Origin of the sequence: Pedobacter jeongneungensis (assembly GCF_000633455.1) — a bacterium.
Taxonomy (GTDB): domain Bacteria; phylum Bacteroidota; class Bacteroidia; order Sphingobacteriales; family Sphingobacteriaceae; genus Pedobacter; species Pedobacter jeongneungensis_A.
In genome coordinates, this window is the sequence record NZ_AYMG01000014.1 from 70,253 (window position 1) to 87,172 (window position 16,920).

Annotated in this window: 17 protein-coding genes; 12 read left to right on the forward strand and 5 right to left on the reverse strand. The window is 37.9% G+C overall.

Features of this window, described 5'->3' with window-relative positions; genetic code table 11:
• Positions 1 to 5: 5 nt before the first annotated feature.
• The 9 genes from atpB to U859_RS0114170 all read left to right on the forward strand — a co-directional run bounded on the left by atpB (position 6) and on the right by U859_RS0114170 (position 8,179).
• Entirely contained in the window at positions 6 to 1,139 is a 1,134-nt protein-coding gene (gene atpB / locus U859_RS0114125) for a F0F1 ATP synthase subunit A (protein WP_025144010.1), read from the forward strand.
• A 42-nt stretch (positions 1,140 to 1,181) separates the two neighbouring features.
• Entirely contained in the window at positions 1,182 to 1,394 is a 213-nt protein-coding gene (gene atpE / locus U859_RS0114130; RefSeq protein WP_025144011.1) for an ATP synthase F0 subunit C, read from the forward strand.
• A gap of 89 nt (positions 1,395 to 1,483) precedes the next feature.
• Positions 1,484 to 1,978, forward strand: coding sequence for a F0F1 ATP synthase subunit B (locus tag U859_RS0114135; RefSeq protein WP_025144012.1), 495 nt, complete (start codon positions 1,484 to 1,486; stop codon positions 1,976 to 1,978).
• Positions 1,979 to 2,096: 118 nt separating this feature from the next.
• Entirely contained in the window at positions 2,097 to 2,636 is a 540-nt protein-coding gene (gene atpH / locus U859_RS0114140; protein ID WP_025144013.1) for an ATP synthase F1 subunit delta, read from the forward strand.
• Positions 2,637 to 2,779: 143 nt separating this feature from the next.
• Entirely contained in the window at positions 2,780 to 4,354 is a 1,575-nt protein-coding gene (gene atpA, locus U859_RS0114145; RefSeq protein WP_025144014.1) for a F0F1 ATP synthase subunit alpha, read from the forward strand.
• Between the two features lie 87 nt (positions 4,355 to 4,441).
• A complete protein-coding gene (gene atpG / locus U859_RS0114150) occupies positions 4,442 to 5,338 on the forward strand; it encodes an ATP synthase F1 subunit gamma (protein WP_025144015.1) in 897 nt (298 codons plus the stop codon).
• 183 nt (positions 5,339 to 5,521) lie between these two features.
• Positions 5,522 to 6,286, forward strand: coding sequence for a 5'-nucleotidase, lipoprotein e(P4) family (locus U859_RS0114155; protein WP_025144016.1), 765 nt, complete (start codon positions 5,522 to 5,524; stop codon positions 6,284 to 6,286).
• Positions 6,287 to 6,343: 57 nt separating this feature from the next.
• Entirely contained in the window at positions 6,344 to 6,562 is a 219-nt protein-coding gene (locus tag U859_RS0114160; protein ID WP_025144017.1) for a hypothetical protein, read from the forward strand.
• 723 nt (positions 6,563 to 7,285) lie between these two features.
• Positions 7,286 to 8,179 carry a DUF4349 domain-containing protein gene (locus tag U859_RS0114170; RefSeq protein WP_025144019.1) on the forward strand — a complete coding sequence of 298 codons (894 nt, stop codon included), beginning with the start codon at positions 7,286 to 7,288 and terminating at the stop codon, positions 8,177 to 8,179.
• A 404-nt stretch (positions 8,180 to 8,583) separates the two neighbouring features.
• Here the strand turns inward: U859_RS0114170 and ruvC are convergent, their stop codons facing one another.
• Positions 8,584 to 9,171: a crossover junction endodeoxyribonuclease RuvC gene (gene ruvC, locus U859_RS0114175; protein WP_025144020.1), complete on the reverse strand. Its 588-nt coding sequence runs from the start codon at positions 9,169 to 9,171 to the stop codon at positions 8,584 to 8,586.
• A 39-nt stretch (positions 9,172 to 9,210) separates the two neighbouring features.
• On the opposite strand from ruvC, the gene U859_RS0114180 reads away from it, so the two are divergent.
• The 3 genes from U859_RS0114180 to U859_RS0114190 are packed head-to-tail and all read left to right on the forward strand — an operon-like array spanning position 9,211 to position 12,444.
• A complete protein-coding gene (locus U859_RS0114180; protein ID WP_025144021.1) occupies positions 9,211 to 10,188 on the forward strand; it encodes a lysylphosphatidylglycerol synthase domain-containing protein in 978 nt (325 codons plus the stop codon).
• Positions 10,166 to 11,302: a glycosyltransferase family 2 protein gene (locus U859_RS0114185; protein ID WP_084153070.1), complete on the forward strand. Its 1,137-nt coding sequence runs from the start codon at positions 10,166 to 10,168 to the stop codon at positions 11,300 to 11,302. The genes U859_RS0114180 and U859_RS0114185 overlap by 23 nt, the downstream gene beginning before the upstream one ends.
• Entirely contained in the window at positions 11,302 to 12,444 is a 1,143-nt protein-coding gene (locus U859_RS0114190; protein ID WP_025144023.1) for an ABC transporter permease, read from the forward strand. Before U859_RS0114185 ends, U859_RS0114190 begins: the two co-directional genes overlap by 1 nt.
• A gap of 105 nt (positions 12,445 to 12,549) precedes the next feature.
• Here U859_RS0114190 and U859_RS0114195 read toward each other — a convergent pair whose 3' ends face one another.
• The 4 genes from U859_RS0114195 to U859_RS0114210 all read right to left on the reverse strand — a co-directional run bounded on the left by U859_RS0114195 (position 12,550) and on the right by U859_RS0114210 (position 16,918).
• A complete protein-coding gene (locus U859_RS0114195) occupies positions 12,550 to 13,497 on the reverse strand; it encodes a DUF5777 family beta-barrel protein (RefSeq protein WP_025144024.1) in 948 nt (315 codons plus the stop codon).
• Between the two features lie 5 nt (positions 13,498 to 13,502).
• Entirely contained in the window at positions 13,503 to 14,045 is a 543-nt protein-coding gene (locus U859_RS0114200) for a YceI family protein (RefSeq protein WP_025144025.1), read from the reverse strand.
• Positions 14,046 to 14,093: 48 nt separating this feature from the next.
• A complete protein-coding gene (locus U859_RS0114205) occupies positions 14,094 to 14,462 on the reverse strand; it encodes a hypothetical protein (protein ID WP_025144026.1) in 369 nt (122 codons plus the stop codon).
• Between the two features lie 377 nt (positions 14,463 to 14,839).
• Positions 14,840 to 16,918 (reverse strand): M16 family metallopeptidase, encoded by a 2,079-nt coding sequence (locus U859_RS0114210; RefSeq protein ID WP_025144027.1) that lies wholly within the window; start codon positions 16,916 to 16,918, stop codon positions 14,840 to 14,842.
• Positions 16,919 to 16,920 lie beyond the last annotated feature (2 nt).

A 16,920-nucleotide genomic window follows, 5' to 3' on the forward strand; every position in this document is an offset into this window, starting at 1 on the left:
AATAAATGGATTGTAACCGAGTTTTTGTGTCTAAAGTTAAAAGGCTAACTATTGTTTTTACGCTTTTAATCGCGTTTTTATCTATCAAAATTGATACTTTCGCTCAAGTTGATAGCGCTGTTGTACCTGTTGATAGTGCTGTTGCCGAGTCTGTTCATGAGGTTTCTGGTGAGCACGGAGCTGAAGCTAAACATGGTAAAGAAAAATTCGAGCCTACGAAAGTAATCATGGAACACATTGCTGATTCGCACATGTGGCATCTTTGGGGGCATACTTCATTACCTCTTCCTGTAATTTTATATACGGCTAATGGTTTAGAAGTTTTTTCTTCTGGTAATTTTCATCATGGAGAGCACGATTATAATGGTAAATACAATAATTACCGTTTAGAGGAAGATCATATTAAAGTGGTTGGTGCTGACGGAAAAATCGATGAAGAAGCAAGTAAATCAATTTTAGATTTTTCTATCACTAAAAACGTTGCGGCAATGTTTGTGGCGATTTTGGTAATCTTAATCGTATTCATTTCGGTAGCTGGATCTTATAAAAAACGTGTTGGTAAAGCACCAAAAGGTTTACAGTCTTTTATAGAGCCTGTAATCGTTTTTGTAAGAGACGATATTGCTAAACCAAATATTGGTCACAAATACGCGAAGTTTATGCCTTATTTGTTGACAACGTTTTTCTTTATTTTATTCAATAACTTATTTGGTTTAATTCCAATTTTTCCAGGTGGTGCTAACGTAACCGGTAATATTGCATTAACTTTTGTAATGGCCTTAGGTACTTTAATTATCGTTAATATCAACGGGAACAAATATTATTGGAAACACATTTTCAGACCAGACGTGCCTTTTTGGTTATATCCAATTATGATTCCTGTGGAATTGATCGGTATCATCTCTAAGCCATTCGCTTTAATGGTGCGTTTGTTTGCAAACATTACAGCTGGTCACATTATCGTATTAAGTTTAATCTCCTTAATCTTTATTTTCGAAACGTTGGCTATTGCTCCGGTTTCAGTTGCATTCGTATTATTTATGGATGTATTAGAATTGCTGGTTGCATTTTTACAGGCCTTTATTTTTACATTACTTACTGCCTTGTTTATTGGTATGGCAGTAGAAGAGCATCATTAACAGAAAACTATTTTTTACAAATTAATATAAATTAAATTAGTTATGGTAGGTTCAATCGCGGCAATTGGTGCCGGTTTAGCAGTAATCGGTGCAGGTATCGGTATCGGTCAAGTAGGTGGTAAAGCAATGGAAGGTATTGCTCGTCAACCAGAAGCTGCATCAAAAATTCAGACTGCAATGATTATCGCCGCTGCCCTTATCGAGGGTGCTGCTTTATTCGGTGTAGTAGTTGCATTATTAGGCTTAAACGGTTAATAATCACTGAAAAAATTAGGTTGGGTATTTAACGATTGGTTATTTACCCAGCCCTATTAAAGAAGATTGTTTTTAAAAATTAGATAAAAATGGAATTAGTAACCCCAAGCATAGGATTGGTTTTTTGGACGTCGTTAGCATTCATCTGCTTATTGATCTTACTTAGAAAATTTGCATGGAAACCTATTTTAGGTGCAATTCACGAACGTGAGCAAAGCATTGATGAGGCCCTTAACAAAGCTGAATTAGCCAAACAGGAAATGGCACGTTTAACGAGCCAGAATCAGGATTTAATGCAACAGGCGCGTGCTGAACGTGATGAGATTTTGAAGGAAGCTAAAACCTTAAAAGATGGTATCTTAAACGAAGCTAAAAAACAAGCTCAGGTTGAAGGTGCTAAATTGATTGAGAAAGCTAAAATCGAGATTGAAAACCAAAAGAAAGCAGCTTTAGCTGAAGTTAAAGATCAGGTTTCTTCTTTATCATTAGAAATTGCAGAACGTGTTTTACGCACTCAGTTAGATGATAAAACCAAACAGGAAGCTTTGGTAGCTAACTTGTTAAAAGACGTTGAATTAAACTAGTTTGAGAAAATAGATAGGAGAAATTAGATTTGAGACACTAGATATGAGATAGGAGATTAACTCTTAATACTCAATCTCACATCTCACATCTCACATCTTCCATCTCACACCTAAATATATGTCAGAAATTAAAGTTGCAAGCAGATACGCCAAATCATTAATAGACCTAGCCGTTGAAAACAACGACTTGGAAGCTTCTTATAATGATATGGTTTTGTTTGAAAAAGTGGTTGATGAAACCCCTGAACTAGAAGCAATATTAAAAAACCCGATTGTACCTTTAGATAAAAAGACTGGTATTTTAAACGGTATTTTTGCAGATAAAGTAAATAAACTAACCACCTCGTTTTTCAAGATTGTAGTAAGTAAAGGTCGTTCTGCGATTTTATTTGCCACTGCAAAACAGTTTATACAGCAATATAACTTAATTAAAGGTATTGTTACTGCTGATGTAACTACTGCAAGTGCTTTAAGCCCTGAAGCTAAAGCGCAGATTATTGAAATTGTAAAAAGAGAATTAAAAGCTAACCAGGTTATTGTTAACGAAAAAATTAACGAAAAACTGATTGGTGGTTTTATATTAAAAGTTGGTGATAAGCAATTTGATGCAAGTATTGCCAGCGGTTTAAGTAAACTTAAAAAAGAATTTGCGCAGTAAGCGCCAGGCGATAAGCGTATAGCGGTAAAACGCCAAGCGCAAACCGCCAAACAAAAAAGTATTGCGATAAGCGTATGGCACGGAAAACGCCAAGCGCCATGCGCTAAGCACTAAACATTTATAAAAAGATATAAAGTAAAATTATGGTAGAGGTAAGACCAGACGAAGTATCGGCAATTATCAGACAGCAATTGGCGGGCTTCAAATCAGAAACCGAACTGGAAGAAGTTGGTACCGTGTTGCAAGTGGGCGACGGTATTGCCCGTGTTTACGGTTTAACTAAAGTTCAATCGGGAGAGTTAGTTGAATTTGCAAACGGCCTGCAAGGTATCGTATTAAACCTTGAAGAAGATAACGTTGGTGTGGTACTTTTGGGTGCTTCAGACGAGATCAAAGAAGGTGATACTATTAAACGTACCAAAAAAATTGCCTCTATTAAAGTTGGTGAAGGTATGCTTGGCCGCGTAGTTAACACATTAGGTGAGCCTTTAGATGGTAAAGGCCCGATCTTAGGTGAAACTTACGAAATGCCATTAGAGCGTAAGGCACCAGGTGTAATTTACCGTCAGCCGGTAAACGAGCCTTTACAAACAGGTATTAAAGCAATCGATGCAATGATTCCAATCGGTCGTGGTCAGCGTGAGTTGGTTATCGGCGACCGTCAGATTGGTAAAACTGCCGTTTGTATCGATACCATTATCAATCAAAAAGAATTTTATGAAGCAGGCCAGCCAGTGTTCTGTATTTATGTAGCTATCGGTCAGAAAAACTCTACCGTTGCCAACATTGTACGTACATTAGAAGAAAACGGCGCTTTACCATATACAGTTGTTGTTGCTGCTTCGGCTGCAGATCCTGCTCCAATGCAGTTTTATGCGCCGTTTGCAGGTGCTGCAATTGGTGAGTTTTTCCGCGATACAGGTAGACCAGCTTTAATTGTTTATGATGACTTATCTAAACAAGCAGTTGCTTACCGTGAGGTATCTTTATTACTTCGTCGTCCACCAGGCCGTGAAGCTTATCCAGGTGACGTTTTCTACTTACACAGTCGTTTGTTAGAAAGAGCTGCGAAAATCAACGCTAACGATGATATCGCTAAAGCAATGAACGATTTACCTGAGTCGATTAAACATATCGTTAAAGGTGGTGGTTCATTAACAGCTTTACCGATTATCGAAACACAAGCGGGTGACGTTTCTGCATATATCCCTACCAACGTAATTTCGATTACTGATGGTCAGATCTTCTTAGAGTCGAACTTGTTCAACTCTGGTATCCGTCCGGCAATTAACGTAGGTATTTCGGTATCACGTGTGGGTGGTAACGCGCAGATTAAATCGATGAAAAAAGTAGCAGGTACTTTAAAGTTAGATCAGGCTCAATACCGCGAGTTAGAGGCTTTCTCTAAATTCGGTTCTGACTTAGATGCTGCAACTAAATCGGTATTAGATAAAGGTGCACGTAACGTAGAAATGTTGAAACAAGCACAGTTTTCTCCATTTACTGTTGAGAAACAAGTTGCAATTGTTTACGCTGGTACTAAAAACTTAATGCGTAGCGTTCCGGTTAACAAGGTAAAAGAATTTGAAACTGAATTCTTAACCCAATTGGAATTACGTCATCCGGAAACTTTAGCAGCATTAAAAGCTGGTAAATTTGACGATACCATTACTGGTGTATTAGATACCGTAGCAAAAGAGATTTCAAGTAAATATTAATAAGATTTGAGACATGAGATTTGAGATTTGAGATTGGGCCGGAAACGTCTCACATCTTGTATCTCACATCTCACATCTAAATAAAGAATGGCTAATTTAAAAGAAGTAAGAAACCGGATTGCATCGGTACAATCAACACAGCAGATTACCAAAGCTATGAAAATGGTTTCGGCAGCAAAGTTGAAACGTGCTACCAATGCAATTATCGCTTTACGTCCTTATGCAACTAAACTGAAAGAGATTTTAGGTAATCTATCTGCAAGTTTAGAGGGATCGTCATCGCCTTTTATCCAGGAGCGTGAGCCCAATAAGGTTTTAATTGTTACAGTATCTTCAAACCGTGGTTTGGCTGGTGCTTTTAACATGAACGTAATTAAAGCGGCCAACAATTTAATTGCTGAGAAATATAGCGAACAGTTGAAAAACGGTAATGTGAGCATTATTTCTATCGGTAAGAAAACTCAGGATTTTTACGAAAAACGTAAATACAATGTTATTGGCAACAATAACGAAGTATATTCAGCCTTAACTTTCGAAAATGTAACTAAAATTACAGACGCGATTATGGCTGGTTTTATTAAAGGTGAGTTTGATAAAGTAGAAGTGGTTTATAACCGTTTTAGAAATGCAGCAGTGCAATTTATCACTACTGAGCAGTTGTTGCCTCTGCCTAAAGCAGAAGACACGATAGCGGATCTAAAAGCCGATAAGAAAACAACAAACGTTGATTATATTTTAGAGCCTTCTCAAGAAGAAATTGTAGAACAGTTAATTCCTAAATCAATTAAAATCCAGTTGTACAAAGCAGTGTTAGATTCTCATGCTTCTGAGCACGGTGCGCGTATGACATCAATGGATAAGGCTACTGAAAATGCTGGTGAGTTATTGAAAGCTTTAAAACTTTCGTACAACCAGGCACGTCAGGCAGCAATTACAACTGAGTTAACGGAGATTGTAAGTGGTGCAGCAGCATTGAACGGATAAGATTAGTCTAGAGTCGAAAGTCTTTAGTCTTCAGTCAAATAATACAAAGCCCATTTCTTAATTGAAGTGGGCTTTTTTGTTAGTCTTTTTAATAACCTAAACTATTATGTTTTTTACAGATTGAATCATCAGATCAAGTTTTTTTGAAAGGTTAAACTTTATCTTTGTCCTTTATTTTATATCATGAAAAGATACTCCATCATCATCCTATTGCTCGCTCCGTTTTTTGTAAAGGCACAAAATCCGGCAAGAGATTATACCAACGCCGTACTTTGGCAGCAAACTTCGGGCGAATATAGGGCCTTATGTTTCCAGGCTTATAACTTTGCCCGTTTATCGTTAAAAGAGGCATTATGGGCCGATACAAGCAAGAAACCAAACTGCGTAATTGTTGATATTGATGAAACGGTTTTGGATAATTCTGCCTTTCAGGGCCACGAAATTAAAAAAGGACTAAGTTATGTACCTGCCGATTGGACAGAATGGACCAGTTTAGCTCAGGCCGATACCGTTCCGGGCGCTTTGGCTTTTTTAAAATTTGCTGCATCCAGGAACATCGAAACATTTTATGTAAGCAACCGTGATGAAAAAGACTATGCCGCTACTTTAAAAAACCTGCAGCATTTTGGTTTTCCTTATGCAGATGATGCACATCTCATTGTTTCAAAAGGAACATCCAATAAGGAGCCGCGTAGACAAAAAATAACTGAAACACACAATATTTTAATGCTTTGCGGTGATAATTTGAGTGATTTCAGTAACATTTTCTATCGTGAACAGAAAAATACCTTTGAGCAGGTAAATACAAACCAGGGCTTATTTGGAACGAAGTATATTGTATTGCCAAACCCCATGTATGGCGATTGGGAAAAGCCTTTGTATCAGGGCGAAAAGCTGAATGATAAAGATAAATCAAAACAAAGGTTAGAACGATTAAAAAGTTACTAAGTTTTATAATTATTCAGCAATAAGTATTACTTTTGCAGCATCATAAACATAAATATTATGGAGAACAACGAATTAAAGCACAATACAGAAAGTATGAAAGCGGCTAACCAGCCAGGAATTTATAAATTAATAATTTTTGGTGTAGTGGTTTGCATGGTGGGTACTTATTTGCGTTTCGCTCACGATTCTTGGCAAATGTCTTTAGTTTCATGGATTATCTTATTTATCGGTGCAATTATCGCTATTAAAGGTGTTTTCAAAATATTAGACGCATAAGCAATTTGCTATCAAGATATAAAGCCGGTTATGAATAAACATAACCGGCTTTTTTGTTTTATCGTCCAAACCTATCAGGTTTCAAAAACCTGATAGGTTTAAATAAAATTAGCGCAATTGTATGATTTATAATAGTAAAGAAAGCCTAAGCAATTTAAACCTGCTTTTCAAAAAACAGCATCGAATCTCAACTTAAGTGTACTCAGGTGACTTAGGTGGTCAATAATTTTTAGAAATGAGCGGTAATGTGTTAATGGCGGCCTGCAGTCCTGCTATCGCTTCAAGTCCGCGCTCGTGCCTCGCTTTGGGCTTTTCGCTTTATCAGGTTTAGTAACAGCAATTCTGAGTTACAAACCACTGGTTTAATTTGCAGTTTTTAAAACTGCGGGGTTCAAAATTACTTAGGTAGACTCTTCGGTGTTAAACCTGACAGGAGCGGGCACCGAACGCAGAGAGGTAAAGCGGATGGCAGGACTATCGGAACCGATACACAAAGGAACCTGCTTTTCAAAAAAAGCTATAAGTCTCAACTCAATCCCTCTGCCAGGTAATAATTACCTCCCAAAACCCCTTTTTACCACTCCAAACTCAACATCGGGTTACCTAAATACAATTATTGTATTAAGGGTAAATACAGCGTTAACAACTAACCAATACGCTGCACTTCTCATGGCCATTTGAAGCAAATATTTAAAATGATTATTTATTTAGAACCACACAATCATGAAAAGGAATATTATTGCTATAGCCATCGTTTTAACCATTTTTGGCTGCCAAAACGAAAATAAAAAATATGCAAGTGCTGATACTGCATCGCTGGAGCCATTGAGCAAAGAATCTTCAGATAGTACTACCACTGAGAAAATCATCAAAACTGCCGATATGCGGTTTAGGGTAAAAGATGTTCAGCAAACCAAAGAACAGCTCAGCAAAACCATTAAAGCCGAAGGAGGAACAGTTGCAGAGTTCTCCATCGAAAGTACTATCCAGGAAACCGATAAGGTTAAACAATCAACCGATTCGTTAAAAGAAATTACTTCTTACCGCACCCAGGGCTATCTGGTAGCGAAGGTACCATCAGATAAACTTGATGAATTTACCAACACCATCGCAAAAATGGCGGTTTTTGTCGATAATCAATCGATGAAGATGGACGATCAGAGCATCGCTTATCTAGCCAATAAATTAAAGGCGCAGAACCGCATTGATGCGATTGAAAAGATCAATAAAGTAGCCTCGAAAAAAAGCGCAAATGTAGAATCATCTCTTTACATCAAAGATGATTATGTGGATAAAAGAATCGAGAACATGCAGATCGATAGCCGCGTAAAATTTAGCACCATTACCCTTAATTTTTATCAGGACAATACGGTTAAAACGATGATTGTTGCCAATGATAACCTATATGATTACCGTCCGGCATTTATAAACAGGCTTTGGTTGGGTATTGTAAACGGATGGACAATCTTTAAAGAAATCATCATTGCCATTTCTAACTTGTGGATGTTGATACTGGTAGGTGTAGTAGTGTTCTTTGTAATAAAACATTTTATTAGGAAAGATAAAATTGCGAGGGAATTAGCAACTAAAAGTTTGATTGAAAATAATCAGTTATAAATTTCTGCTCCTTGGTTCGTGCATAGCACGGACCATTTAATATTCTCTACCAGGAAAGGTTGCTTCACTCCATTGCCTGCATCCTAGGCTTCAGTTCGCAATGACGAATTAGAAAACTCCTTTATGAGGCTGGCTACTGAAGAAGCTACAAGAAACATGATCGATCGGGCAAGGCAATAACGGGATATTTATTGGTTGTCAGTCTGAGCTTCGACTACCTTCTCATTTACAAATTTAAATAATTGATCGTCATTCCCGCGCAGGCGGGAATCTTAAAGCTTATAGCATTAGGATTCCCAATCAAGTTAGGAATGACGATACTTAGCAGACTATTTTAATGGTCGGTGGGCCACCGACAATTGGATCTAAACTTTTCCATCGGTTGATGATTTACCAATGGAAAATTATTTCTTCGTCTTAACGGCTATACCTTTAACCTTTGTTTTATTATCGCTTACAAAAGATTCCCAGCCCGAATAGGTTTTGGATTTACCACCAGAAGTAATTTTTTGAAAAGAATGGCACACGGCTACAGCCAATCCATCGGTAGCGTCTAAAAATTCGGGAGTTTCTTTAAAATTTAACAAACGTTGCAACATGGCTGCCACTTGCTCTTTAGTAGCATTACCGCTGCCTGTAATCGATTGTTTGATCTTCCGGGGTGAATATTCGGTTACCGATATATTTCTCGATAGCGCCGCTGCAATGGCGATTCCCTGGGCACGGCCAAGTTTTAACAATACCTGGATGTTTTTTCCATAAAATGGTGCCTCGATAGCCAGAACATCTGGTTTATATTGATCGATCAGTACAACCGTTTTTTCAAATATCCGCTGAAGTTTAAGAAAAGGATCATCTAAGTGGGTCATCTTTATTACCCCTAAACTAATCAGTTCCGTTTTATTTCCCTTCTCTAAAATTACGCCATAACCCATTACCGCAGTACCCGGATCAATGCCCATAATTACCCGCTCCTTTTTTTCGTTCAACATTACAGCAATATTAAGCATATTTGCAAAAAAAAGATAATCTTGACAGGCAAGCACAAAAAAATACTATCACTTTTAATTAAAGCTGCAATTGTAGTATTTGCCTTTTGGTTTATTTACCATAAACTCGTAGCCAATAAAAACCTCCGCGATTTTAGTACCCTGTTAAAAGATATCCCCCAGGCAGAAATTATCTCCATCATTGGCATCGTTGTACTCTTGATGTTGGTGAACTGGTTTTTAGAGGCTGGAAAATGGAAATACCTGATGAGCCACATTGAACCCATCAGCTTTTACCGTGCCATCGAATCTGTTTTCTGCGGTTTAACACTGGCTATTTTTACACCCAATAGATTAGGGGAATACGGAGGCAGGGTATTTTTCCTTTCGCCCAAACGAAGAATAGTTGGTATAGTGGCCATGAGCGTGGGCAGTATTGGTCAACTGGTATTAACCAATGTTTTTGGCGCCATTGCCGCCTGTTTTTTTGTATACCGCTTTATCCCGATAGATCGGGTATTGTTTATTGCATTGGTATTCTTTGCAATAATTTTTTGTCTGTTTTTTCTGATCTTTTATTTTAACATCCGATGGCTGAACGGTATTTTGTTATCCTTTAAATTCACCAGGAAATACAAAAAGTTTTATGGCATTTTGGCAAGGTACAGAAAAATAGAGCTTTTCAAAATCATCACCTATTGTTTTGCAAGGTACCTGGTATTCAGTTCTCAATATTTCATTTTGTTTGTGTGGCTGGTGCCCGGCTTACATTATGCAGATATCATCATGATGACCTGTTTACTTTTTTTGGTTCAATCGGCACTCCCCTCACTGGATCTTTTTGATGTGGGCATCAGGAGTGTTACTGCTGTTGAATTATTTAAACATGTAACCGATCAACATGTGGCTGTTATTGCATGTACTGCGAGTATTTGGCTTATAAATATCATAATTCCTGCTATCTTAGGCACTTATTTCGTTTTTAAACTCAATTTTTTTGGAAATTCTAAATCTAATTAGTCTATTATCTGCTGTTTTGACCTTAATCTATGGTTTTTTAGTCCTTTATTTTATCAGGGGATGGCACAGGTTGGTTTATTTTACCCCTCAAAAATCAGATTCACACACCAAAGTATCGATCATTGTAGCAGCCAGAGATGAAGAAGCCAATATCAACAAAACAATTGATGACCTGATCGCACAACAGTATCCAAAAACTTTAACGGAGATCATTATTATTGATGATCATTCTACAGACCGTACAGCAGAGATTGTGCTCAGTTATGCAGACCGTAATGTGAAACTGATCAAGCTAAATGAAAACAGGGCGTTAAATTCTTACAAGAAAAAAGCGATACAAACTGCTATTGGAACCTGTACCGGCGAACTGATCATCACCACTGATGCCGATTGTAGAATGGGGCCAAACTGGCTGGCTACAATCGTTAATTTATACGAGGAAAAAAACTATAAAATGATCTCTTCTCCGGTAGCCTATTTTCAGGAGAAAAGTTTTTTTGAACGTTTGCAATCTTTAGAGTTTTTATACCTGATCGGTTTAGGCGCCTCTACCATTGGAAACCAGAAACCATCAACCTGTAACGGAGCAAATCTGGCTTATGAGAAAGCCACTTTTTACGAGGTTGGCGGTTTTCAGGGTATTGATGACCTGGCATCGGGCGATGATGAATTGTTACTCCATAAAATAGCAGCCAAATATCCTGATAAAATCGGTTTCTTAAAAAACAGGGAAGCCATTGTATATACCCACGCAAAAGAAACGCTGGGTTCGTTTATTCAGCAGCGCAAACGCTGGGCCTCAAAGAGTACCCGTTATAAAAATAAAGCAATTATTGTTTTGGGCGTACTCATCTGGATTTTCAATCTCAGTATATTGTCAAACTTTATTACCGGACTGTTTATTCCGGGTTTTTTGGCCCTTACTTTATATCAATTGTTGTTTAAAATGGTTTTAGAAACCTTATTTTTATGGGATGTAACCGGCTTTGCTAAAAGGCGCAGTTTACTCATTTTAATCCCTGTTTTAAATGTGCTGCATGTAATTTACATGGTATACATCGGTATTGCCGGAAACAGCGGAAAATACAATTGGAAAGGCAGAATGGTTAGATAATGGATAATAGCCCATCAAAAAAAGTATGGTTAAAGTTTAAGCGGAATAAACTTGCGTTCGGTGGATTGATTTTTATCCTGTTGTTAATGTTGATGGGCGTTTTGGGTTATTTGATCATGCCTGATCATTCGCCCAATGCCAATGTTCAAACGCTCCAGTTAAACAAAAAGAAGCCTGGCAGCACCTTTACGTTTTTGATTATTAGCCAGAACCCGAAAGTAGAAAAAGTTAACTTTTTCGAAAGGATGCTCAATGGGCAAACACCGACTTTTAAAAGTATACCGATTACGTCATATAAGATAAAAGGTACGTCAGTTTTTGTACAGGAATATATTGGGGAAGACGAAAAAGCCAAAGAAACGGAGTATGAATTAAAAGATTTATGCCCTGAATGTGTTTTACCTTCAAAAAATGGTAATCCAGAAGCACTTTTTGCGAAGAATAACATTTATAAACAAACTTATATCCTTGGAACCGATATTTACGGTCGTGATTTATTAAGCCGTTTAATTTTGGGTATCCGCGTTTCACTATCCGTAGGTTTAATGGCGGTACTTATTTCTCTTTTTATCGGCGTGAGTTTGGGCGCAATAGCAGGTTATTTTGGCGGTAAGATAGATGCCGCAATCAGTTGGTTTATGAATGTGGTTTGGTCGTTGCCATCACTTTTATTGGTAATTGCCATCTCATTTGCATTAGGTAAAGGTTTCTGGCAGATATTTATTGCGGTTGGCCTATCAACCTGGGTTGATGTGGCCAGGTTGGTACGCGGGCAGGTAATGGCATTAAAAGAGGTAGAATTTGTAGAGGCTGCAAGGGCCTTAGGTTTTAGTACCAGCCGAACCATTATTAAACATATACTCCCAAATATTGCAGGGCCGATTTTGGTGGTGGCTTCTTCTAATTTTGCCTCGGCCATATTATTGGAAACAGGACTAAGCTTTTTGGGCTTTGGCGCTCAACCCCCAATGCCAAGTTGGGGCAGTATGATCAAGGAACATTATGGTTATATCATTATGGATGCCGCTTACCTCGCTATATTGCCCGGATTGGCCATTATGCTTACTGTTTACGCTTTCAATGTGCTGGCCATCGGCTTACGTGATGCATTTGATGTAAAGGGCCAAAATGTAACTGTTTAAAATCTTTCCATAAAAAAAGCAGTACCCATTACGATACTGCTTTACCCTTAAAAAACAAAAATTAAGCCGTTGCGGTCAACGTATTTGATGAAACGGTAAGTGGAACTACTTAGCCTTTTTCTTGTCGAAAGAAAATCTCCTGGCAATGCTAAATCCCCAGCGGTATTGTCCTTTTAGCCATGAAGTGTTGGTGTCGGTAATAAACTGTGATTCCTGTATTGCGGTTGCATTGGTAAAATTGAGGTGGAAAATATGTCCTCCTGTTTCAAATTCCAGTCCGGCACCAAGTGTGTTGTAATATTGTGTACCCAATGTATTTTCGAGATAAGCTTTTTTATCCTTATCTCTGAATGGAATAGTATAATCGGCAACAAAAGCCATGCGTTTGGTAATTTTGATACGACCCCCAACTGATACGGCAAGCATATCATTCTGATCGCCAAAAACAGTAAAGTTTCGGTGTACATACGATGGCATTACCAGCATCGAAAAGTTCGAATTAAATTTGCGGGCAATTACAGCTTGCACTACATAGGTTAAGCGGTCCTGAAATTCGCTGAATGCATTAGCCGTAGTAGGATCTGTCGAAGCTTTTGCTGCCGAAAGTGTCGTGCTTCCGAATAACGTTACCGCAACAGGTACTTTATCATCAGCGGTTTGCTCCAATAAACGGTATTTTAAGTTTCCTTCGTAAAGCTGTGTAACTACACCGGCTCCTTTTGCCCTCGATAAACCTACAGAAAGTCTATCGCTGATCCCGTATTCAAAACCGATGCGGATATCTGTTGATTGATCCAGTCCGAAAAAGTTTTTTGTTCCTCCCGCACTGCCCGCAATATCTCCAAAACGGTGATCTACCCTAAAATCCAGTTCGTTTTTATAAATGGTTTCGTTGGTTTGGATATTGATCAGTTTAGTAGCCTTAAAAGTTGCTTGTACATTCTTTTTTTCGGTGGGCATCTCCAATGCTTTTTCGAGCGAATCCTGAGCAAAAGTCAAAGAAGGCAAACAGATAACAGATAAGTATAAAAGAGATTTTAGATGATATTTCATAAATTTTATTTTTTGGGTTGATAAATAGCGGTCATTTTTACCTGTACAGTTTCTGCAATCTGTTTAAAAACGATTGTTGGGATTTTGATGTCATGATCAGCCAGTTTTACATTAAAAGTTGAGCTTGCTTTGGCTTCATCACCGGTAATTACCAGCGATCCTTTTGCCGTATATTCTTTGGTTACCCCATGGATCTGCAGATTTCCTTTAACGGTAATAGGATAGGTGCCAGGTTTCGAAAAATCGATCTGTTCTACAACCTTTCCTTTAAAATCTGAAGTTGGGTACTTATCACTCTCGATATAATTTTCGTTAAAGTGCTCCTGCATCAGTTTTTTCTTAAACTGAAAAGAAGTGTTGTTGATCTTGAAAATGATATCGTTTGTTTTAGTATTAATAGCCGAAGCCCCTGTTTTGCTCTGTGCATCAATATCTTCAACAGGTGTTGAAGAAAAAAATGAAGAATTAACGCTTTTGCTTACCCAAATCTGTGCTTTTATGCCAGTGCATAAAAGAAGGGCTGTTAATGTGAAAAATAATTTTTGCATCTGTAATGTATTTAAGTTCTTGATAAACCGGGCGTTAATTTTTAGAGGCTATTCAGGCATGCCTTTATCGAACCATGCTTGTAACAGCTCCCTTTCACTTACCGTTAGGGTACCTCCTTTAGGCATCGTTTTGGTAACCAGTATGCTATTGGCCACACGGGTATCGTTTTTAATGGAAGCTAAACCATTAAATAACCAGATTGATTTGAGTGCGCCATTAGGCCCATGGCAGTTGTTACATTTTGTTTGAAACAGTGCGCCGGCGAAATTTGAGTAGGTTACATTAGCTGTGGTTACAGGTGTTGGACCAGTAGTTGTTGGAGTTTCAGGCTTTATTTCCTCCGCTTGTTTTTTAGAACAGGCAAAAAGTAATGCGGCAAATGTGGCTAATAGAAAAATGGAAACTTGTTTTTTCATAAAGTAGTTTTTAATGAATGGGGTAGACACTTGGTTAATTTTATGGATTTGTGTGGTTAATGGCTGTTGTAATTAAATTTTTTGCTGAATCATGCTCTGTATTTCTGGATATGCATAGCATAATCAGAAATACAGTAAATAAAATGGCGATAACCTGATTTTTTGCTGTCATATTCTGATTTTTTAGGATTTATGTTTTATTTATTTGAGGATTATTATACTTTTTGTAAATGCATTAAATTTTAAATGGTGTTTCTTTCGAAATCTTAGTTTATACGTTGGCTTTTAAGGATAGGTTGCCTCCTAAAGAAAAAAACACAAAAAAAGCCGCCCCAGTTTTTACATTGGGGCGGCTTTGAATTAAATTTATTTAGGTCTTAATTAAAATCTTCAGCTTTTAATGGTGGATTAATTATAACATCCTTAATTATAATTAAAAACTCTTGCGACCCCTGTGGAGTAGAGGCTGATGATGTTAAACTAAATGGAAATAATATATCACCAATTTTTTTGTAGTTTGAATACTCTATAGATTGGCTAATTTCGATAGCACCTTTTGTTGAGGTACTCTCGGTTTTTAACATCAGGCCAGATTTTATATCGTAATATTCAGTTTTCTTGTGTCCTGATGGAGAAGTGATATTCAATTTAAATGCATCAGCTGTACCTACTTTAGCCGTTCCTGCCGATTCAATCTTAGCTCCATCAGCGGCGTAATACAATTGCCCGCCAAAGCCTTTATCATCTTTCTTTTCGGCAAGATCGTTTCCGGTTAATTCAACTTTTTGTCCCATTTGCATATCATAACCCGTTTTTCCATTAAAAGCTTGTTTCATTACCGTTTGGCCCCCCATCGATATTTCCATGCTGCTTAAATTAGGTGCCATATTTTTTATGGTAACGGTTAATTTCTGACCCTGCATTTCCATTTCTCCATTTAGTTGTAAAGAAGTGATTTTTTTAATGGCTGCTTCGCCACCAATGGCTTTAATGTACTTATTGATGATTTCAGCCGGAGTGACAGTAGGTGCAGAAATTGGTTCGGCTGCTTTAACCGGATCGGCATAGTTGTCGAAAACCTGTGTTTTAAAACCAGCTTTAGTTAAACCAGCTGCAAAAGCATCAGCTTTACCTACAATAACGATACGGGTATTATCATGATTAAAGTATTTTTTTGTTACCCTTAGAATATCATCGGTAGTTACTGCATTTACCTTTTGTAGAAAAGTACGATAAAAATCTTTTGGTAAATTATTGATCAGGATATTGCTCGCAAAACTTGCAGTCCGTGCCGGATCTTCTAAACCCAATGCAAACGATCCGTTGAAAAGGTTTTTGGCATTTTGTAATTCATCTGCAGTAACCTTAATGGTGCGAATGTTATTGATTTCTTTTAGAAATTCTACAACAGCACTATCAACCTTTTCGTTTCTAACGGCGGCATTGGCAGAAAATTTTACTTGGAAACGTCCTGAGCCCGTATTAGCATAGGCACCATAAGTAAATCCATGTTGCTCACGGAGATTTTTATATAGTCTCGAATCAGAGCCACCGCCTAAAATTTCGTTTGCCAACCGAACCGCGAAATAGTCAGGGCTGCTCATTGGTAAGTCAATTAAGTTCACCACGGTAATTTCTGATTGAACAGCATTACTTAAATTAATAATATCGACTTCTGTTTTTGCCGGATTTGCTACTTTAGTCAACACAGGCAAGTTTAAAGCCGTTCCTTTCCAGTCGCCGAATGCTTTTTCGGCCAGGGCTTTTGCTGCTTCTGGGCTAATATCACCTACGAAGGTTAAATAACCTCTTGATGGGGTAATGTATTTTTGATAAGCAGTTTTAACATCGGCTAAGGTAATTGAATTAACGGAAGCTTCGGTTTCGAACTCACCGTTTGGATGGTTTTTACCGTAAGCCAAAGCATTTACCACACGTTCAGAAATTCCTTTTGCACTTTTTTCGCTCGCTTTTAAGCCTGTAATCGTTTGTGATTTTAATTTCTCAAAAGATTCTGCAGGAAATGCAGGTTTACGGATACTTTCGGCCATTAAAGCAAATGCCTGTGGAAAATAACGGGTTAAAGCAGGTACAGAACCCCCATTGGCACTTGCACTTACGTCGGCACCTAGCTGATCTACTGCTTCATCAAACTGTACTTTTGTTTTGGTTGCGGTGCCTTCGTTAAGCATGCTTCCCATCAAAGCTATTATACCTGCTTTGGTGCCTTGGCTAATCGGGCCGGCATCAATGCTGTAACTGGCCGATATTTTTGGTAATTTGTGGTTTTCTACTACTAAAACAGTAATACCATTGGTTAATTTATAAATAACAGGATCGCCTATGCTAATCACCGGTGCCGGACCAGGTTTTGGTTTGTGGCTCCTGTCTATGGTTTGTGCTGAAATACCTTGAGCCAATAAGGAAACTGCAGCTATTATGAATAATTTTTTCATGT